The organism is Chryseolinea lacunae (assembly GCF_016735595.1).
GTDB lineage: Bacteria > Bacteroidota > Bacteroidia > Cytophagales > Cyclobacteriaceae > Chryseolinea > Chryseolinea lacunae.
In genome coordinates this window covers 55864-76654 of record NZ_JAERRB010000005.1, presented here as the reverse complement: position 1 = coordinate 76654, position 20791 = coordinate 55864, and the positions used below count along the sequence as shown (strand labels likewise).

Here is a 20791-nt window from a genome sequence, read left to right as displayed (position 1 = left end):
TCGTTTTTTATTGTGTACGGTTCAGGATGAAGCCACGGTTTTCTTTTGTGAATCCTACTTTCGGATAATATTCCATCGCGTCCGGAACCGACAGCAACAGGATCATGGATTGTTCACCCACAAGTTCTTTTGTGAGACTGATCATTTTTTTGCCGATACCACTTTTTTTGTGAACAGGACTGACGGCGAGATCGGCCAAGTAGCAACACCACACCCAATCGGTGACACAACGACAAACTCCTGCAAGCATATCTCCATGCCATGCCGTGATAACGAGGTTTGAGTTGTCAAACATTTGCTGCATCCGTGTGACATCGTGCGTGGGCCGTGGCAGATTGGCTTGCGTGTAGAGTTCGATGACCTGCGCGGGCGTGGGCATACGGTTGGTGGCATACACTATTTCCATGGTTTGTTCGGGTTTGATGTTGAATTTTGTTCATCGTTCGACTGTAAAACTACAGCGACGCGGTGTCGAAAAATTGTCGAAATCCGAACTGCCGGTCAGGGCTTCAGAAAAAATGTATTGATGTGGTTCGGGGTGTTGAAGTAGGCCTTTGGCGATTGTCCGCTGAGAGGCTGCGAGAGGTGGATGAGTTGGGATTGATCATAAAATCCGGTTTCGAGTGCACAGGTCGTCAACGTCATGTGAGGGTTTTTTTCGCGAAAGGAAATAAAGTGGCTGTAGCGGATCACGTTGCAAAATTGTTTTGGCCGAAGCCCCACAAATTTCTGAAACGACTTTTCAAGATGACGCGACGATACGCCTGTGATTTTTTCGAGCTGCTGGATTTTCACATTTCCGTTGTGCATCATGATGTTTCGGATGGCGGCATCAACATATTGAAAAGCATCGGTTTTGTTTTTTACACGCGCCGCTTTTTTTGTAAACATCTTCTCCAGTCGTGAAAAGGTTTTTCCGGCATCTTCGTGGACGCAGCTTGCGAGCGTGTCGGTTGAATCAATATCAGCAAGGGGCAGTAGCGTATCTGTTGACAAGTCCGGAAGGTTGTAGAACAAAGCCTGTGTGTGCGGATGAAACCGGACGCCATAGAGAACCGTGCCCGGGCGCAAGGCCTGTGTGTAGCTTTTTGTGTATTGCCCGGTAAAATAGGCCGCCGGGTCCGCCTGCCACGTTTTGCTTCCGCTTTTCCTGCGCACGGGCGATGTGTTTGCATGCAGGATAATTTCCGGATGACCATCCGGCAGAATGTCTTCCACGTAGGGCTGGCCCAATCGTTCGGACACCTGAAGACGCCAGAACGATTTGATGAGCGGAGAAAGCGCCAGGGGTGCGTGCGTTTGAATAGAGATCATAGCGAAGTCGCGGACGTTAGTCAAAGATAATACCTGGCTGCCAGATGGACAACGTGAGGGCAGGGAAGAGGCTGCGACAACCACAAGCGCCATTCCAAACATGAAAATATAGCGGTGTGATCGTGAGACTATTAATTCCGATAACGTGAACTTTAATGCCCGTTTTGGTGGTGACGTCTTCATTCAACGCCGCCACGGTAGTGTTGATGTGATATTTTATTTTGATAAGGGTTTTCTTCGGAATCGATCTTTACAGCCCCTATCGCGGGGTTTGTGATTGTGTGTTGCTGCGCATCGGTTCACTGCCGATTTCAAATGCACGCGAAGTGTGTTGGAGGGGGAAAGCGGCATAGTTTTTCTCAGACCCTTGTAAACAACGATCATAATTTATGGAGAAGCTAACGCGGGCAAGTGCAACCGAGGGTTTGCAAACAACGCAGAAGCCACCCGCACATTCATTGAATGGTGCCACGGACACTCGTTGTCAATACATTAAAAAAACCGGCGACTGAAGGTGTGACCCATGTAACAATATGAGCACATTGTGTAAGGTGTCTTCCGGCCCCTAGCCCCACCTTTGTAACATGATCGATCATCGTTGCATCTGAAGGCCAGACCGAAGTTGAAAGTGTCCTGCTGGAAGTGTATTTAAAAACAATCGATGCGGATAGCATTGACGTACAAGAGTTCAAAGATAAGGCACTTCGGCGCGCGTTTGAAGTAGTGGATGAAGAACACGAAGTATTGAAAATGAATAACTAAAAATGAAAATGTATGATTAAAAAATTATTTCTGATGTGTTGTGTGATCAGTCTAATCACATGGCAACAAGTGCGGGCACAAAGTGGGGCCATTGGCTTCCACATCACCATGTCCGAGTATGATGGCGATCTGAATGGCAACAAGCATCACTTCTATAGTTTCAAAGACAGACAAGTGGGTGGTGCGCTGTCGTTTCAGCAGTATTTGAATTCTTCTTTTAATTTGGTGGAGAAGATTTCGTTTAACCAGCTGCGGTATCAAAACGATCTCAAGACCGAGGGGTTTGATGCGGACATCTATGGCGTGAATTTGAAGTTGAAATACAAGTTTAATAACGGCTATATTTTTAAGGAGGACGCGGCCATTGCGCCATTTCTGGTGGCGGGTATTGGTGGAGCGTATATCAACTCCAAACAATTTAATGACTTGAGTGCGGCCAAAATCTCCGATGGCGAACTTAAAGGCAACCTCGCCGTGGGCGCCGGCATCTTGTTTCAATTCAACGACCGTGTGGGTCTTGAAGTAGCCAACACGCTGAACGCTCCGCTCTATGATGCGTGGGATGGTGTTGACAACGGTGGCAACGATTTGTACCTGCAACACAGCGCAGGACTTATCTTTAATTTCCGTAAACCAGCCGACACTGACAAAGATGGCGTGTCGGACAAGAAAGACAAATGCCCCGACACCCCTTCTACTGCCAAGGTGGATTCGAAAGGATGTCCGGTAGACACTGACACCGATGGCGTGGCCGACTATCTCGACAAGTGCCCCATGTTGGCCGGCTCGACGTTGCTCGATGGATGCCCCGACAAAGATAAGGATGGCGTGGCGGACCTTGACGATAAATGTCCCGATGTGCCAGGTGTTACTCGTTTTGCCGGTTGTCCCGACACGGATGGCGACGGCATTGAAGATGCGAAAGATAAATGTCCCAACCTTGCCGGTCTCGACATCTTTGAAGGCTGCGCCGACACCGACAGTGATGGTGTGCAGGATTCGGAAGACAAATGTCCCGACACTGAGAAGGGTGTTAAAGTGGATGAAACCGGTTGCCCTGCCGACAGCGATGGCGATGGCGTGACGGATGCTTTAGACAAATGTCCCCAGTCGAAAGGTGACCCCGCAAACAGCGGTTGTCCCGTGGTGAAAGAAGAAGTGAAGAAGCGATTGAACTTTGCCATGCGCGGCATCACGTTCGAAACCGGCAAAGCCGTACTCAAGGCATCGTCGTTCCCTATGCTCGACGAAGTGACGAGCATACTGGAAGAATATAAGGACTACAATTTAAAAATGGGTGGACACACCGATGCCAATGGCAGCAATGCCGCCAATCTCAAATTGTCGCAGGCCCGGGTTGACGCTGTGAAAGCATACCTTACCCGCAAAGGTGTTTCCGAAAGCAGAATTGAAGCCACCGGCTATGGCGAGGATCAACCCATCACAACAAACGCCACCGCAGCAGGCAGAGCGCAAAACAGAAGAGTGGCGCTGGAGCTGATTTTAAAGTAGTCTCATAGGGTTACAGAGTTTCCTTTAAAGATCAAGAGTGAATGACACGGTGTTATTCACTCTTTTTTTGTCCCATCTGGTGTCATGTTTCGAAACGTGGTTATCTTTTTGAAAACATCGTCGTTTTTGAAATGTGTGAAAAATGTAAATGTTTTGAGCATGGATGTAAGAAATGGAAAATGGCCAACACCCATCTTTAGGATACTGCCTACACTGAGCATAGATCATTCTGTCCTCGAATTTGTGGACATCTTCATAGAGATATCTGTATATGTTGGGAGCCCCGAGCTGTTGAATTTCAACAGCTCTCCTTTTTTTTGCGGCAGCGTGTTGTAGCGGCTCAGTTTTTTGTTTCCGAAGCGTGAATCATGTAACTATTCGATTTTATTGCATAACAGGATTGGCCCCGTTAGCCGCACATTTACGTTCCCTTGTTTAACGGGAATCACATGTACTCCAGATTTATTTTAGGCCTTGTTTGTGTTGCCGCAACGCTTACGGTGGTGAAGGCGCAGACTGTTTACACCATTCGCGATTCGAAAGAACTCGATATGAAATTGTCAGGCACGTCCACCCTTCACAAGTGGTCTATGAACACGAAGACACTCACGGGATCGGCGCAATTCAGTTTTGCACCGGGTCATCAAAATCAAATTGATGGCATTCATTCGCTGACGATGAAGCTGGATGTGCTGAGCCTGACAAGCGACGAAAAAGCGTTGGATCGGAATGCTTACAAAGCGCTGAAGACGGACCAGTTTAAAAACATATCCTATACGCTCATCTCGGCAAAAGTATCGCCTGAAAAAGACCATACCTATCATGTTGTCACCACCGGCAATCTGGAAATCGCGGGCGTGACCAACAAAGTGGCTATGGATGTTTTTTGTGTTGTGAACGCCGATGCCACGATCACCTGCTCGGGGTCCGATCAGTTGAAGATGACCGACTACAACGTTAAACCTCCATCCTTTATGCTGGGTGCCATGCGAACCGGCGACGATATTACGCTTGATTTCACGGTGGTGTATACGAAGTGAACGCCATCGCGCATCCCGCATTCTCCATTTCTAAATCCCACCGCATTAGCCCCATGAACAGCATCAAGAGCATCACCATTTCATTTCTTTCACTCGTTGCCGGTGTGGCCAGCGGACAACCGGCCATACAATATTTCCGGCCCAACAGCCAGGACGGACTTCATGTTTTTGAAACCACCAAACACGACACCACGCAGTTTACCGATATGAAAGTGAGAATCGGTGGCAATTTCACGCAAGACTTTCAGGGCCTTCGTCATTCCAATACGGCCACGCCGGTTGTGGTGGATGGCGTGAATACAAACCAGCTCATGGGGTTGACCAACGGCTTTAACCGCGCCATGGCAAACCTGAATGTTGATGCGCAACTCGCGGATGGCATTCGCATGAACCTGACGTTGTATTTATCGTCGCGCCATCACGAAGAAACGTGGGTGAAGGGTGGCTACATTCAATTCGACAAATTGCTTTTCTTTCACAGCGCGGTGATCGACAACATCATGAAGAACATCACCATCAAGATCGGCGACTATGAGCTGGACTATGGCGACCAGCACTATCGCCGCACCGACGGAGGCAATGCCATATATAATCCCTTTGTCGAAAACTATATCATGGACGAGTTTGCCACCGAAATTGGCGGGGAGGTATACTATCATCACCCCAACGGCCTGATGGTTATGCTCGGCATCACCAACGGCGAGCTTAATCCAACCGTCGTGAAATCTGCGAAGATCGATTCGGCCACACAGAAATTGAACACCTATGCGCCGGCGTTTCACGGCAAATTGGGGTTCGACAAGCAACTGACCTCTGCATTCCGTTTCAGGCTCACGGGTTCCTTCTATGCAGTGAAAAGCACAGCAAGCAACACGTTGTTCTTCGGCGATCGAACCGGCTCGCACTATGTGTACGTGATGGAGAACACGCAGGCCACCGTGGGCGATAATGCCTTTTCGGGACGCTACAATCCGCAGTTCAGTCAACAGGTCACCACCTTCATGATCAATCCGTTTCTGAAATACCATGGGCTTGAAATGCTGGCCACCTACGAGATGGCGCGTGGCAGAATCATCACCGAACGAACCCGGCGCACGGCAAAACAATATGCCATCGACCTGATTTATCGCTTCCCCCGCCACCGCGAAAATTTCTGGATCGGCGGAAGGTATAACTCCGTGACGGCCACGCCTCCGCGCTATGGCTCCGACATCACGATACACCGCGTGGCAGCATCGGCCGGATGGTTTATTACGCGGAACATCATGCTGAAAGCGGAATATACCCAACAGCAATACAGCGACTTTGCCGATACCGACATCCGCGCCGGTGGAAAGTTTAACGGTTACATCATTCAGGCGTCCATTGGATTCTGACGATTGGTGTCGATTGTGGTGATCGTGTACCTGTGACTTATATAAGAATCTCTTTTAGCCGTATAATGATTCAAAGGTCGATATAGTCATCTTTGTATAGGCAATTCAGCGCCGTAAAAAAACGCAATCCCCAGTGCTCAGTGTATATATAGTTGTTTGATTTGAAGGACGGGAATCAAAATCCCGTCCTTTGATTTTCCGGTAGCCGCCTGACCTGACAGTGAACTTTAAATCGCAAGGATATGGAAACTAAATTTCGGGAAGGCGAGATTGTTATCGAGAGAACGCGTCCCACAAACAAACTGATCATTATGCGTTGCGAAGACGGACTGTACTATTGCAAGACCCAGGAAGGTGGTCGACGAAAAGAGCTCGTGTATTTTGAACGCGAGTTGAGGTCGGCCGTCACATTTCAGGATAGCACTCGCGTTTGAGGGGTCTAGCCCATTCGCGCTGCACCGTTGCTTTGTCAGCATTTCTTTGTAATTGTCGGGAGATCCTTAGTCGTCTAGGAGTTTTTGGTAAATCTTATTTAACCTATCCCAATATGAAATCTCTGAAAACCATTCTGCTTGTGGAGGATGATCGCGATGATCAGGAATTATTTATCGATGCCCTGACCGACATCAAGGATACGATTTTGTTTGATGTGGTTCACAACGGAAGACAAGCCATTGAAAGACTTCAGCGCGCATTGACACTTCCCAGCGTGATCTTCATGGACATTAATATGCCGGTGATGAATGGCATTGAGTGTTTGTCGGAGATTGCCAAGGACCCGGCCATCAATGGTGTTCCGGTCATCATGCTGTCGTCGTCTGTGGCGCATCGCGAGCAGGTGCGTGGGCTTGGCGCGGTGGCATTCATTGAAAAGACAAGCAGTCTGGAAACCTTTCGCAATGCACTGCGGCAGACGCTGCAAGTGGCGGGATAGGCTGATGCTGCTTTATTATACTAAAATAACGGATGTCGCCACTTTGCATAACAGTCGACGAGCACCAATAACGAAATGACAAAGACAAACGAACAATTGCAGAAAGATATTCAAACGGCATTGGTTTGGGAGCCGCTGTTGCACGCCACCCAGATTGATGTATCGGTCAAAGACGGCATCGTCACGCTGAGTGGCATTGTTGATAGCTATTCTAAAAAGACAGAAGCGGAACTGGCTGTTAAGAATATCACCGGCGTGAAAGCCGTCGTTGATCGGATTGATGTTGCGTTTGGAAATGAAAAAAAGGTGACCGACGCCGAGCTTACGCGCGTCATGATGAATGCTCTGAAGTGGAACGGGCAAGTTCCGCAAGGCCATGTGACGCTGAAGGTAGAAGATGGCTGGATCACGCTCACCGGCGAACTGCCCTGGCACTACCAACGCGTGGCTGCAGAGCATGCCGTGACTGGCCTTACGGGCGTGAAAGGAATTTCGATGAACATCACCATAAAGTCCGAATCGAAAGCCGCGGTGGAAGCCGTGGAAATAGAAAATGCCCTGAAGCGCCATTGGTCCATTAACGCAGAAAACATCAACGTCAACGTCACGGGCACACGCGTTACCCTCGGTGGCATCGTTACCTCGTGGTACGAACGCGATGCGGCAAGCAAGATAGCGTGGCAAGCGCCCGGTGTCGAGTCCGTTGAAAATAAATTGTCGGTCGAACACGACTACTCCTGGGTTGCCTTGTAGGAAGTGAAATCGTTTTTATAAACTCGTTTTTTGGGAAACACGAGGGTCGCACGCGTTGATCGTTATCTGTCCCTATGCAGCGCCCCGCGCTGATTTCTGCGCCCCCGCCATTTCACAAGCTCATACCAGATCACCGAAACGAACCCTGCGCCGATGCTCCAACCCAGTTGCAGGACATTCAGCGCGTCAAAGTTAAAGAAGACAGCTAACGGCTTCACGTAGAGCAACAGAGTGGTGATAGCCAGCGTGATGCCGATGATGAGCATCACAAGATTATTCTTGTAGCGGATGGTGGTGAGGATTGAATAATAGAAAGAACGGTTCACCAGCGTGAGAAAAATGTTGGCGGCGATCAGCGCCGAAAATACCATGGAGCGTGTAACCGCCTCGCTCCATCCCTGTGCCACAGCATAGCGATAGGTGAGGAGTGTGCCCAGGGTGATTACGAGCCCTTGCACGATGCTGGTGCCCAGTTCACGTCCGTTGAAGAACGAGCTGGTGAACGGCCTTGGTTTCTGAACCATGGTGTTCTTCTCCATCGGCTCGTTTTCGTAAATGATGGAACACGTCGGCCCCATAATCAATTCCAGGAAGATGATGTGCACCGGCGAAAAGATGTTGGGATATATCCACCCCAGCACCAGCGGCATAAACACGGTGAGCACAATGGGGATGTGAATGGAAATGATATACTGAATGGCTTTCTTGAGGTTGGTGTATATTTTTCTGCCCATAGCCACGGCATCGACCATTTTCGACAGGTCGTCGTTCACCAGGATGAGTGAGGCCGATTGTTTGGCGATCTCGGTTCCTTTCTTGCCCATGGCAATGCCGATGTGGGCGGCCTTCAGCGCGGGGCCGTCGTTCACGCCATCGCCGGTCATGGCCACAATTTCGTGTTGGGCTTTCAGGGCGTTGATGATCTTCAGTTTTGCTTCCGGAAACATGCGTGTGAAGATGAACGTGTCCGAAACTTTTTCGCGCAGCGCGGTGTCCGACAGTTTCATGAGGTCTTCACCAGTGATGCTTTTTTCAGAGCCGCTAAAGTTGACCTGCCGTGCAATGGCGGTGGTGGTTGCAGTGTTGTCGCCCGTCACAATTTTCACCTGGATGCCGGCAGCGTAAAAATCCTGTAGTACGGCGCCGATATTTTTCTTGGGCGGATCATAGAACGCCACCATGCCTTTGAAATTGAATTTGAATTCCTGTTGGGTGGCGGGATAATTGTTTCCGGCAAACGGAGCCTCACCCACGGCTAGCACGCGATAGCCGTCGGCTGTGAGCATCGCAATGGCGTTGTCGACCTGTTGCAGTTCGGCCGGTGTGAGGCCTGAAACATTGGCGATGGCTTCGGGTGCTCCTTTGGTGGCGAGGATGCGTTGACCCTCGCGGTTTTCGAAGAGGTGTGTCATCATGGGTGGTTTGCCACTCAGTGGATATTCATGCACCATCGTGTAGTGCGGACGTTCGTCAACCGGAAACAGTCGTGCATAGGCTTCGTGCAATGCTTTTTCCATGGGGTCGAAGGGAATCGGTTCGCTGGCCCACATGGCTGTGCGCACGAGTTGTTTTTCGAGGTCTGTTGCTGCATCTTCTGCGGCGGTGATTTTCTGTGAGGCCATCACGAACAGTTTCGCGAGGCTCATTTTGTTTTCGGTAATGGTTCCCGTTTTGTCTGTGCAAATCACGGTGGCACTCCCCAAGGTTTCAACGGTCTTCATCTGCTTCACCACAATGCCCATCTTCATGAGCCGCCAGGCACCCAGCGCCATAAAGGTGGTGAAGGCCACGGGAATTTCTTCGGGCAGAATGCTCATGGCCAGCGTCAACGCCTTCAGCAAGCTGTCGAGCACGTTTCTGGAATGGAGGAAGTTGATGCTCCACACGATGAGAAAAACCACCACGCCGACAATCACCATTTTTTTTACGAAATTGTTGATCTGCAATTCGAGCGGTGTCTTTTCTTCGGCAATGCTCTCCAGACTTTTTCCGATGCGTCCTAGTTTAGTGTTGGTGCCGATGGCCGTGATCGTAGCAATGGCCAGGCCGCTGGCCACGGTGGTGCCGCTGTAGACAAAAGGATCGTCTTTGGTTTTATCTTTGTATACCGCCAGCGATTCGCCGGTGAGGATGGACTCGTTAACCGAAAAATCATTGGAGTGCACGATGATGCCATCGGCCGCGATCAGCGTTCCTTCGTCCACCACAAGGCTATCGCCCACCACCAGTTCTTCGCCTTTGATCTCGAGGGTTTGTCCGTCGCGAATCACTTTGCACAACGGCTGTGTGAAGTCTTTCAACTTGGCCAAGGCGTTGCGGCTTCGCGAATCCTGATAAAGCGAAATGGCCGACACCAGCACGATGGCAGACGCCAGAAAAATGCCATCGCCCACGGCGCCACTCGCAAAGTAGATAGACGAGGCCGCCAGCAACAGGATCACCATCGGCTCTTTGGCGAGGCTTTTCAGTGCATCCAAAAATCCATTCTCCTTCTCAAACGTCAAACGGTTGTAGCCATGCCGGGCGCGGGCTTCCTGGACTTGGTTGGCCGACAGACCTTGGATGTTGAAATTATTGGCCGACATAACTACTGGTTCGATAGCTTTTTGGTTGAATGACATTCAGGTGCAAGCGTTTACGGTGCGAGAAAATGACGCGGTGTATTTGTGATATTTCGCTAATGCCTTTCGTCAATTTGCGAAAGATAACAAATTCTGCGCTGCTCCATTTGGTTAAGATATTGGTCACCAACGATTTGAAACTCAGGCACAGCGTTTGACATAGCGGGGATATTCACACAAACCCAACCCTAGACCTATGCAACATGAACCCCCACATGCAATGTCGCCAGGAACGGACGAACGTTGTGCCACCACCTCCGAACAATCCCTGACCTGTCAGTTTGAAATTGAAACCTTAAAGAACCTGCGCGAACGAAAGTTTGCCGACCTCACCCTCACGGGGCAATTGAATCGTTACGAGATCTTTTACATTACCCACGGAACGGCCCGGCTCACCACCGACGTTGGGGAGTTTGCCATGGAGAAAGGCTCGGTGTGCATTCTCACCATCGGGCAACTGGGCACGTTGAGTCTCACCAAGGACCTCGAAGGATTTTACATTTCGCTTTCGGCCGAATATTTCCGCTGGTCGGGATTTGAATTGAGTTTCATGTTGTTGTCGGCCAACGGCTGCGACCGGAACAGTCCGCTGCTCTATCAGGTAGACGATGAGAATCAGCCGGAAATAAATGATATCTTGTATAAGATGAGAAAGGAGTTTCTACATTTCTTTTCGCTCCGGGTCGAAATTCTGGCCGGCTTGTTCAAGCTCTTCCTGCTGTATCTGTCGCGCAAGGAAGGTGTGCTGTCGACGCAGAATGTATATTCGCGAAATGTGGAACTCATGAATTCGTTTGCACGGCTGGTGGGCGAACATTTCACAAACGAGAAAACGGTTTCATTTTATGCGTGCGAGTTGTGTGTTACGCCAAGCTATCTCAACCAGGTGGTGAAACGTGTGTCGGGCCTCACGGCGAGCCACTGGATTCACCAGTATGTGGTGACGGAAGCCAAACGCCGCGCAGCCCAATCCAACCACAGCATGAAACAGATCGCCTACGACCTCGGCTTCAACGACGCATCGCATTTCAGCAAGTTTTTTAAAAACTTCTCGGGTGTGAATTTCACGCGTTTCAAAAAGGGCTCGCCCCATGCGTTCGTGTCGTCCGTGAACCACGACACGCAGCTTTCCTCCCTCCAGAAAAATCACGGTGCAACATGAAACCAGACATCACCCTCACGCACATCGACACGGCCTGCATGCTACTGGAAATTAACGGCTACAAAATTCTGACGGACCCGACGCTCGACCGCGCCGGAAAAATTTACTACCACGGCTACGGCACCTTCTCGCGAAAGACCAGCGACCCCGTGTGGAACGAAGGCGACCTCGACGGCATCGACCTTGTTCTGCTCAGCCATCATCAACACAAAGACAACTTCGACAACAACGGAAAAAAGCTGACCTCAACGGTGCAGACCGTGATCTCCACAAAAGCCGCCCGCCGCGCCATGCCCGGCACCATCGGGCTTGACGACTGGGAGAGCATTGCGATAGATACGCCCAAAGTGCCAAACCTGAAAATAACGGCCACCCCGGCCCAACATCACCCGTGGTGGATTCCTGAATTTTTGTCGGGCAAGGTGATCGGGTTTGTTATCGAATTCGAGGGCCAGCAAAACGGCGTTGTCTATATCTCTGGCGACACGGTTTATTTTGGTGGCATTGGCGACGTGGCCAAACACTTTCCCAAAATCGACATCGGCATTTTTCACGTGGGCGCCGTGCAGTTTCGCTACCTCACCGGGTTTGGCCAATATACCATGGACAGCCGCGACCTGCTGAAATCGGTTGACGTGCTCAATCCGCGACGGGTTGTTCCCATACACCAAAAGGGTTGGACGCACTTCAAGGAAAAGGAAAGCGACCTCATGAACATTCTGAAACGAAACCTGACCACCCGCGATCGCGTGACGTTTCTGAGGGCGGGAGAGAAAACAAAGTTTTGACAAACCGCGGACCTGGGATGGGCGATGAATCTTTTACTTTTGTATTTTTACTTTGCCGCGGCATGAACCCCGCGCGCCTATCTGGCATCCCCAAGCGCTATGCACACCGAGAGCAAGAAAATCCTGATTGTTGAAGACCAGTTTGTAGAGGCCAACAACCTGCAGATGATTCTGGAACGCGCCGGCTATTCCGTGTGCAGCATCGCGCGGTCGGTGCCCATCGCCCTTGAAATTGTCGCGTCTGAAAAACCAGATCTGGTGTTGCTCGACATCTTTCTGCGCGGCCCATTGACGGGCATCGACCTGGCCGTGAAGTTGAATGAACGCAACATTGCATTTGTGTATCTCTCGGCAAACTCCAACCGCGAAACCCTGGAGTCGGCAAAGGCCACGCGGCCCTATGGATTTCTGGTGAAACCCTTTCGGGAAACCGATGTGCTGGTGATGTTGGAAATTGCGTGGTATCTCCACCAGCACAGCCTTGAAGCCATGATGCGCAACACCGAAAACCCGTTGCGCCCAACCGAACCCAGCGAAGGAATACCACGGCCCGGAAACTTTTATGGCATCATCGGCAAAAGCCCCAGGCTCCAGACGGTGTTGAACAACCTGCGCATTGTGGCACCCACCGACACATCTGTGCTGGTGTTGGGCGAAAGCGGCACCGGCAAGGAGCGCATCGCCGAATGCATACACGAACTGTCGCCGCGCCGGGCGAAGCCGTTGATTAAAGTGAACTGCGCTGCGTTGCCCGCCAACCTGGTGGAGTCGGTGCTGTTTGGCCATGAGAAGGGCTCGTTTACCGGCGCCACCGAACGACGCATCGGCAAATTTGAACAAGCCCACGGCGGAACAATTTTCCTGGACGAAATTGGCGAAATACCCCTGGAAGTGCAGGTGAAATTGTTGCGCGTGTTGCAGGAGAAAGAAATAGACCGCATCGGCAGCACCGATACCATTAAAGTGGATGTGCGCATCGTGGCCGCCACCAACCGAAACCTGGAACGCGAGGTCGCCGAAGGCCGGTTCAGGATGGACTTCTATTACCGGCTCAACGTGTTTCCGCTCCTGTTGCCACCCTTGCGTGAACGACGCGAAGATATTCCCCTGCTGGTGCAACACTTCATTGAATATTATTCGGCAAAGAACGGCAAGCTTATCGAGCCGCTGGCGCACGACCTCACCACCGAACTCATAAACTATGCGTGGCCCGGAAATGTGCGTGAGCTGGCCCACACCATGGAGCGTTCCATTCTGCTCACCGAGGGAAAAAAGATCAGGGAAGTATTCCTCCCCGGAATGAACCCGACGTCGGGTGGCGACAAACAGCAGGTGAAAACCATGCTTGAGAACGAGCGCGATCACATCATTGCCGTGCTGCGAAAATCGGAAGGCAAAATTTTTGGCAAAGGCGGTGCCGCCGAAATGCTGGGCATGAACTCGTCGACCCTCAATTCCAGAATCAAAAAGCTGGGCATCGAAAAAGAAACCATCTTCAAAAAATCTTAACGACCTGCGTGCCGGGCCGCCACATCAACTCCACACACCGGCCAATGCTTTTTTCTCTATGTCGGAAGCGAAGCGTGGTGTTTCTTCGTGGTTGTGAGCCTTCACGTTTTCGGCCATCCGGAGTTTCACCGGTTCCAGGTCGGTGATGTTGGCGTGTTGAAGCAGTGTGAGAAATGCGTCTGTGAAATTCACAACCACACGATTTGTCAACTCGCAGGAGTCGTCATTAACCTTTCTGATCTTTAGTTCCCACGTGATCCCCAAGGTTGTGTTTCCGGCTGCCGAAATGGAATCGGAGATGGAGTTGACGCGGCAATGATCGGACAGCGAGATGTCTTCCACATAATGTTGCACAAGCAGGGTGCCGCCAATCAGTTCCACATTCAGCGACATGCGTTTGCCTTCGGGCGAGACGGACGTGCCACAACCGAGGTGTGCTGCGGAGCAGGCCTGATATTCGTGGTCTCTCAACGTGAACAACCATTCGGTCAGGTTTATTTTTTCGAACGGCGCATGAACGAGCGCCGTCACGGATTGACTGGTGATTTCTTGCATGGCTTACAGCGTTATGGCGTTGACAAATTCTTCGGTCGACAAAACCGCGTGACCGTAGTTTGGGAAATTTGTTTCGACCGTCGCTTTGATCTCTTCCCAATTGAACGCCGCCACGCCGTCTTTGATGAGCGTGACGTGATAGCCCAGCTCAACGGCAAAGCGCGCGGTGGAATCGATACAGGTGTTTGCGCGCATGCCTGCCAGCACCACGTGGTCGATGCCATGTTTTCGCAGGAGGAAGTCCAGGTCGGTGTTGGCAAAGCCGCTACCCGTCCAGTGATTTTGTGCAATGAGGTCGCCTTCGTGCGCCACAAGCTCCGGGTGAAATTCGGCGCCCCAGCTATTCTTTTCAAACAACATGGTTTTCTGACTGCCGATGTGTGAGGGTGTCATGAATCGCCAGTGCTGGTAGTCTGACTTCACAGTGTTGTGGTGGGGTGCATACACCACCTGTATTTTCTGTTGCCGTGCCGCGGTTAAAAGACGTTTCAAATTTTTTACCAGCCCAACACCTTCCACAGTCTCTCGGGTGTAGGAATATAATTTTCCGCCCTCCGAAAGAAAATCATTGAAGGGATCGACCAGAACCAGCGCAGTGTTTTCGTGAGGATAGGTTGCCATAGGGTTATGTGTTAAAGTGAACGACTTTGACTTCTGAAAAAGAGATGGAACACAAAGTTGCGTGCAGACCAGCGGATGTTCAATGGCTATATGCAGAAAGGAGATGTATTGATTGCAACGTCCAACACTCACGCCGGCAGCCTCGCACGCATTCAGATGAAACGGGTGTCTTGATAGATAGAAAAACAAAACGGCGTAAACTCAAATCATATTGAGTTTACGCCGTTTACTTTTTTTGAAGCGATCAGGATTTTTTATGACGCGACTCCACATCGGGTAACAGCCCCGTAACAATGCCGAGAAGCGGGAGGAAAGCACATACTCTGAACACAAAGCTTATACTGGTGTGATCGGCCAGATTTCCCAGCACGGCCGAGCCGAGGCCCCCCATGCCAAAGGCAAGACCAAAAAACAATCCGGCAATAGTGCCCACTTTGCCCGGCACCAGGTCGGTGGCATAGACCAGAATGGCCGAGAACGCCGAGGCGATGATCATCCCCACGATGACGGCGAGCACAATGGTCCAGAACAAATTTGCATAGGGCAACATCAGTGTGAAAGGTGCCACACCGAGAATGGAGAACCAGATAATTACTTTTCGGCCAAAGCGATCGCCCAAGGGACCGCCCAGAATGGTGCCCACCGCCACGGCGGCTAGGAACGCAAACAGGTAGAGCTGCGATTGCTGTGGTGTGATGTGAAATTTATCGATGAGGAAGAAGGTGAAGTAGCTTGTCATGTTGGCCATGTAGAAATATTTGGAGAAGATGAGCAGCAACAGAATGCCGATGGCCGCTATGATTTTTCCCTTGGATAAATTTGGACGGCCCTCGTGGTGAGAAGCCACTTTGCTTTTCTTTAAGTGTAAATGATTGGCATACCATTTACCGATCTGCCAAAGCAGAAAGATGCCCAGCAAGGCCGCCACAGAAATCCAGCTCACACTGCGCATGCCATAGGGCATAACGATGAGCGCCGCCAGCAGCGGACCCAGTGCACTGCCGGCGTTGCCACCCACCTGAAAGATGGATTGTGCCAGCCCCTTCTTTCCACCCGATGCCAGCTGCGCCACGCGCGAAGATTCGGGATGAAACACAGACGAGCCCATGCCCACCAGCGCCACCGACACCAGCAACACACTAAAACTGCCCGCCACCGAAAGCAGGAGAAGTCCCGCCAGCGTGAAGCTCATGCCAATGGCCAGTGAAAACGGCAAGGGTTTCTTGTCGGTATAAAATCCCACAAAAGGTTGCAGGAGGGAAGCGGTGAGTTGGAACGTTAGTGTGATCAACCCTATTTCCGTGAACGACAATTTGAATTGATCTTTGAGTAAAGGATAGACGGCCGGAATAACCGACTGCATCATGTCGTTTAGCAAGTGGGTGAAGCTGATGGTGAACAGGATGGGGAACACCGTTTTTTGCACACTTATGGGTTCGGCTTCCAGTGATATTTCGGACGTTGTTTTCATGTGAATGATGTGTGTGATTACAAGATGCTTTTCGAGGCGTTGGAATATTTATAGACAACAATTTTTTCGGCGGCATCGCTGGCCTGGCTGGTGTTTTGGGCGGCGATGGCCTTTAGTAATTTTTCGTGCAGGGGTTGGCTTCCCTTGAACGCGTCGGTGTTTTTATAGAGACGCATAAATCCTTTTTTCAGGTGCACGGAGATGACGCGATAGAGGTCGGCCAGGATTTGATTCTTGGTGGCTTCGGCGACGGAGATGTGAAACTGCACGTCGGCTTCCACGCAGGCTTCGAGGTCTCCTTCGGTGGCGGCCTTCTTGCGGCGTGTCAGGTGTTTTTCGATGGTGCGCAGATCTTTTTCGGTTCGGTTCAGCGCAGCTTTCGCGGCGATTTTCAGCTCCAGCACTTCGCGCACATCGTCAACCTCTTGCATGCGCGCGCGTTTCAGTCGTTTGTCAAACGGCTCGTTACTGCCGGCTTCGGCTTCCACAAACGTGCCAAGGCCCTGGCGCACATTCAGAAACCCGGCGTTGGCCAACACCTTGATGGCCTCACGAATGGTTGATCGGCCCACACCAAACGTTTTCATCAGTTCGGGCTCGATGGGAAGTTTGTCTCCGGCTTTGTAGTGCCCCAACGAGATTTTTTCCTGCAGGCGTGCGGCGACTTCGTCGGATAGCGATTTTCGTAGGAGATGGCTCATGGCTTAATTCATCATATCATCTGATGATTGAACAAACGTAGTGTTTTTTCTGCAAGAACGAAAAAGATCGTTTCGCAGATTTCCTCCAGACAGGCTGGCCTATTTTTTTTCTCTGAAAGGCTGATTTTTAACACGAGAATATTACCTTCCCGAAACGTTGGAAGCACTGCATTAACGTTTGTAAGCTTCAAGGCCCAATGAATAAACAAAAAATGGAAACAACGGCAACCGTAAAGCAAAACGAAAAGACCAAGGCTCCGGCCACCACCGCGCCCGAATCGGTGTGGCGTACCCATGGTGCGTTGCTGCTGGCCACGTTTGTTTTGCTGGTGATGTTGACGTTGGAATTTGCTTTCAACATCAAATCCCTATTCCCTCTTGATCTTGCGATCTATGGAATGGCTTATTGCCTGGCGGGCTACAGCGTGGTGGCCCTGGCGTTTCGGAAAGCGATGCGTCTTGATTTCTTTAACGAGTTTGTGTTGATGACTGTGGCCACCGTGGGAGCCTTTGCCATCGGTGCCTATAGCGAGGGCGTGGCGGTGATGGTGTTCTATTCCATCGGCGAATGGTTTCAGGATGCGGCCGTGGGTAGCGCCAAACGCAGCATCAAAGCGTTGCTCGACATCCGGCCCGGTGAGGTCACCGTGCAACGCCATGGCGTGGCCACCGTGGTGGACCCCAAAGACGTAAACCCGGGTGAGAGCATGGTGGTGAAGGCCGGTGAGAAGGTGGCCCTCGATGGCGAATTGCAATCAACCAAAGCTTCGTTCAACACAGCCGCCCTCACGGGCGAGAGCCGACCCGACACCAAAACAAAAGGCGAGCTGGTTTTTGCAGGTATGATTAATCTGGACCAGGTGGTGGAAATAAAAGTGACGGCGCCCTATGAAGACAGCAAGCTCAGCAAGATACTCCACATGGTGCAAAGTGCCACGGCACGCAAATCGCAAACACAACTTTTCATCAGCACGTTTGCAAAAGTCTATACGCCCATCGTGTTTGCATTAGCGCTGTGTGTTTGCGTGGTGCCCTACTTTTTTGTGCACGACTATGTGTTTCAGGAATGGTTCTATCGGGCGCTGGTGTTCCTGGTAATCAGCTGTCCTTGTGCGTTGGTGGTGTCTATTCCGCTGGGGTATTTTGGCGGCATTGGGTTGGCCTCGCGCAACGGCATCCTCTTCAAAGGGTCTAACTACCTGGATGTGGTGACGCGCATCGACACCGTGGTGATGGACAAAACCGGCACCCTCACCAAAGGCGTCTTTAACGTGCAGGAGGTGGTGACAAACGATTTTGATAAAGAACAATTTGTAGCCCTTGTGGCGGCGTTAGAAAATCAGTCGACACACCCCATTGCCAAGGCGGTGGTGGCCCATGCGGGCGATTCGTTTAAAACGCTCGCGGTGAAAGACGTGTCGGAAATTGCCGGTCACGGCCTCGCGGGAGTTGTGGAGGGAAAAAATGTGTTGGCCGGAAACGTAAAGCTTCTCGCGAAACATAACATTGCCTACCCGGCCGCACTCACCGAAGTGGTAGACACCGTGGTGGTGGTTTCGGTGAATGAAAAATATGCAGGCCACCTCATCATTGCCGACGAAATTAAAGACGATGCACGACAGGCCATCGCGTCGATGCATGCGCTGAACATTGCCACGGTGATGCTTTCGGGCGACAAACAAAGTGTGGTGACAAGTGTGGCCGGCACGCTGGGCATAGACAATGCCTATGGCGACCTGTTGCCCGAAGAAAAAGTGAAGCATGTTCAGGCCTTAAAGGACAAAGGCAAACACATCGCGTTTGTAGGCGACGGCGTGAACGATGCACCGGTGGTGGCGCTGGCCGATGCAGGCATTGCCATGGGTGGCCTGGGCAGCGACGCCACCATCGAAACCGCCGACATTGTTATTCAAAACGATCAGCCTTCCAAAATTATAGCCGCCATAAAAATCGGCAAGCTCACACGCCACATTGTGTGGCAAAACATTTCGATGGCCCTCACGGTGAAAGTGCTGGTGCTGCTGCTCGGCGCTGGCGGCGTGGCCACCTTATGGGAAGCTGTGATTGCCGATGTAGGGGTGGCGTTGCTCGCGATTTTGAATGCGGTGAGGATTCAGCGGATGAAGGTGTGAGGGGTGGATCGGCGTTTTATTGCTTCTTGTGGTTCCACTCCTGAAGAGCATCTTCAAAAAATGACCTTATGTCTTCCTTCTTTCCATTAACACTTACTTTAAAGTGCTCGCCATTAGTTTTAGTGACAAGCATGTATGGAGAAAAAGTAACCCCGGCATTGTAGACTGTGTCAATTCTGGCAATGTCTTTATAGTAGGCGAAATCTTTTTTGTCTTTCTCTGCATTTCGGTTGTCAATCCAATAGGTCGCGATGCGTCGGTCTGTAAAAAAATTACCGGCAACGTTCTTCCTAAATTCACTATAAAACTTGATAACAATTTCCCCTTCATCAAGAAGCTTTAGACCTTTTAAACGGTCTATATCGTCTTGCTTCAGGGTCTTGCTAGTCTCGATTTGATTGCAGGAGAGCGCCAATAGGAGAAGCCATGAAACAATAAAAACATTTCTTTTGATTCTCATAAAAATTAATGTTTCGAAAAAGCAATGCCATTTACAACCTAGACTCCTGTCGCCGCCGCAGGCTTTTGAATCCGTATCAAAAACGTCTTCGGCCAATTCTTCCCGGTCACCAAAAATGCTTTCGAGTTAGGGTCGTAGGCAATGCCGTTCAGGTAGTCGATGTTGGGCGACATGCGGCGCACTTCTTCGGTGAGGGGCGAGAGGTCTACGCGGCCTACCACTTTGCCGGTGGCGGGGTCAATCTTCACGATCCACGAAGTTTCGTAGACGTTGGCGAATATGTAGCCGTCCACAAATTCGAGTTCGTTTATGTTTTTCAGTTTCTGGCCTTCGTTGGTCACGGTGAGGGTGCGGGCCACGCTGAGGTTAGTGGTGTCGAGGTAATAAAGTTTTTCGGTGCCCACGCTCATGATCAGGTTTTTGTTGTCGTGCGTCATGCCCCAGCCTTCGGGTTCGTATTTAAATTCGCCGATCTGTTTGTAGGTGGTGGCGTCGTAGATAAAGCCGATCTGGGTTTTGTAGGTGAGCTGGTAGAGTTTGTTGTGAAGCACAGCAATGCCTTCGCCAAAATACTGGTTGTCGAGCACGATTTTCTTGGTGTGCACGCCGCTGCCGGGGTCCACTTCGGCCACCCACGACTTGCCGTTGAGGCCGGTGCTTTCCAGCACTTTTCCCTGGTGAATGAGCAACCCTTCGGTGTAGGCCTCCGTGTCGTGGGGAAGGGTTTTCAGGACGCTGTAGGACAGGGCCAGGGTGTCGGCCGGCGTCTCGGTGTCGGAAGATTTTTTAGAACACGAAGCGAACACAACTACCGCCGCCGCCAACAGAACAATAAACAGATGCTTCATGATAGATACAGGTGTTAATAAGATTCGAAAAAACTAAAATTCTTACACATCCCCAAAAACAACGAAGCCTCATATCGGCCGGAGGGCCACATCCAGCCGTCATCCGCCGTAAATTCCTGCGGGAACATTACCTGAGAAGCCCGGCAATCTAAAAAGCTACTATATTTGATTGGTAATCGTTTAAAAAACGACACTGGTTTCAGGGATGCATCGCCGTGATGTTTCCAATGGG

Annotated in this window: 19 protein-coding genes; 10 read left to right on the top strand and 9 right to left on the bottom strand. The window is 50.9% G+C overall.

Annotation, left to right across the window (positions count from 1 at the left end):
* Positions 1-7 precede the first annotated feature (7 nt).
* A complete protein-coding gene (locus JI741_RS15815; protein WP_202011207.1) occupies positions 8-406 on the bottom strand; it encodes a GNAT family N-acetyltransferase in 399 nt (132 codons plus the stop codon).
* A 95-nt stretch (positions 407-501) separates the two neighbouring features.
* On the bottom strand, positions 502-1314 hold the full coding sequence (locus JI741_RS15810; protein ID WP_202011205.1) for a helix-turn-helix domain-containing protein: 813 nt from the start codon (positions 1312-1314) through the stop codon (positions 502-504).
* 774 nt (positions 1315-2088) lie between these two features.
* On the opposite strand from JI741_RS15810, the gene JI741_RS15805 reads away from it, so the two are divergent.
* From JI741_RS15805 to JI741_RS15780, 6 genes are all read left to right on the top strand, one after another.
* Entirely contained in the window at positions 2089-3588 is a 1500-nt protein-coding gene (locus JI741_RS15805) for an OmpA family protein (protein WP_202011203.1), read from the top strand.
* Positions 3589-4037: 449 nt separating this feature from the next.
* A complete protein-coding gene (locus JI741_RS15800; protein ID WP_202011201.1) occupies positions 4038-4628 on the top strand; it encodes a YceI family protein in 591 nt (196 codons plus the stop codon).
* 53 nt (positions 4629-4681) lie between these two features.
* Positions 4682-6004 carry a hypothetical protein gene (locus tag JI741_RS15795; RefSeq protein WP_236676104.1) on the top strand — a complete coding sequence of 441 codons (1323 nt, stop codon included), beginning with the start codon at positions 4682-4684 and terminating at the stop codon, positions 6002-6004.
* Positions 6005-6246: 242 nt separating this feature from the next.
* Positions 6247-6438, top strand: coding sequence for a hypothetical protein (locus JI741_RS15790; RefSeq protein ID WP_202011199.1), 192 nt, complete (start codon positions 6247-6249; stop codon positions 6436-6438).
* A gap of 113 nt (positions 6439-6551) precedes the next feature.
* Positions 6552-6938, top strand: coding sequence for a response regulator (locus JI741_RS15785; RefSeq protein ID WP_202011197.1), 387 nt, complete (start codon positions 6552-6554; stop codon positions 6936-6938).
* Between the two features lie 75 nt (positions 6939-7013).
* The gene (locus tag JI741_RS15780) at positions 7014-7691 is read left to right on the top strand and encodes a BON domain-containing protein (protein ID WP_202011195.1); all 678 of its coding nucleotides are present in this window, start codon (positions 7014-7016) and stop codon (positions 7689-7691) included.
* Positions 7692-7753: 62 nt separating this feature from the next.
* On the opposite strand, the gene JI741_RS15775 is transcribed toward JI741_RS15780, so the two are convergent.
* The gene (locus JI741_RS15775; protein WP_236676103.1) at positions 7754-10312 is read right to left on the bottom strand and encodes a cation-translocating P-type ATPase; all 2559 of its coding nucleotides are present in this window, start codon (positions 10310-10312) and stop codon (positions 7754-7756) included.
* Between the two features lie 220 nt (positions 10313-10532).
* Between JI741_RS15775 and JI741_RS15770 the strand changes: the two genes are divergently transcribed.
* The 3 genes from JI741_RS15770 (at position 10533) to JI741_RS15760 (ending at position 13771) form a co-directional block, all read left to right on the top strand.
* A complete protein-coding gene (locus JI741_RS15770) occupies positions 10533-11474 on the top strand; it encodes a helix-turn-helix domain-containing protein (protein WP_202011194.1) in 942 nt (313 codons plus the stop codon).
* Positions 11471-12262, top strand: a complete 792-nt coding sequence (locus JI741_RS15765) for an MBL fold metallo-hydrolase (protein ID WP_202011192.1) — start codon at positions 11471-11473, stop codon at positions 12260-12262. Before JI741_RS15770 ends, JI741_RS15765 begins: the two co-directional genes overlap by 4 nt.
* Before the next feature lie 99 nt (positions 12263-12361).
* Complete coding sequence (locus tag JI741_RS15760) at positions 12362-13771, top strand: sigma-54-dependent transcriptional regulator (RefSeq protein WP_202011190.1); 1410 nt, start codon at positions 12362-12364, stop codon at positions 13769-13771.
* A gap of 24 nt (positions 13772-13795) precedes the next feature.
* Here the strand turns inward: JI741_RS15760 and JI741_RS15755 are convergent, their stop codons facing one another.
* The 4 genes from JI741_RS15755 to JI741_RS15740 all read right to left on the bottom strand — a co-directional run bounded on the left by JI741_RS15755 (position 13796) and on the right by JI741_RS15740 (position 17119).
* Positions 13796-14326, bottom strand: a complete 531-nt coding sequence (locus tag JI741_RS15755; RefSeq protein ID WP_202011188.1) for a hypothetical protein — start codon at positions 14324-14326, stop codon at positions 13796-13798.
* Positions 14327-14329: 3 nt separating this feature from the next.
* Positions 14330-14947: a cysteine hydrolase family protein gene (locus tag JI741_RS15750; RefSeq protein WP_202011186.1), complete on the bottom strand. Its 618-nt coding sequence runs from the start codon at positions 14945-14947 to the stop codon at positions 14330-14332.
* Between the two features lie 244 nt (positions 14948-15191).
* Positions 15192-16418, bottom strand: coding sequence for an MFS transporter (locus tag JI741_RS15745; RefSeq protein ID WP_202011184.1), 1227 nt, complete (start codon positions 16416-16418; stop codon positions 15192-15194).
* A gap of 17 nt (positions 16419-16435) precedes the next feature.
* Positions 16436-17119 (bottom strand): FadR/GntR family transcriptional regulator, encoded by a 684-nt coding sequence (locus JI741_RS15740; protein WP_202011183.1) that lies wholly within the window; start codon positions 17117-17119, stop codon positions 16436-16438.
* A gap of 212 nt (positions 17120-17331) precedes the next feature.
* Here JI741_RS15740 and JI741_RS15735 point away from each other — a divergent pair, with 212 nt between their 5' ends.
* Positions 17332-19251: a heavy metal translocating P-type ATPase gene (locus JI741_RS15735; RefSeq protein ID WP_439647550.1), complete on the top strand. Its 1920-nt coding sequence runs from the start codon at positions 17332-17334 to the stop codon at positions 19249-19251.
* 16 nt (positions 19252-19267) lie between these two features.
* Here the strand turns inward: JI741_RS15735 and JI741_RS15730 are convergent, their stop codons facing one another.
* Positions 19268-19711, bottom strand: coding sequence for a hypothetical protein (locus JI741_RS15730; RefSeq protein ID WP_202011179.1), 444 nt, complete (start codon positions 19709-19711; stop codon positions 19268-19270).
* A gap of 38 nt (positions 19712-19749) precedes the next feature.
* Positions 19750-20559 (bottom strand): glutaminyl-peptide cyclotransferase, encoded by an 810-nt coding sequence (locus JI741_RS15725; protein WP_202011177.1) that lies wholly within the window; start codon positions 20557-20559, stop codon positions 19750-19752.
* Positions 20560-20791 lie beyond the last annotated feature (232 nt).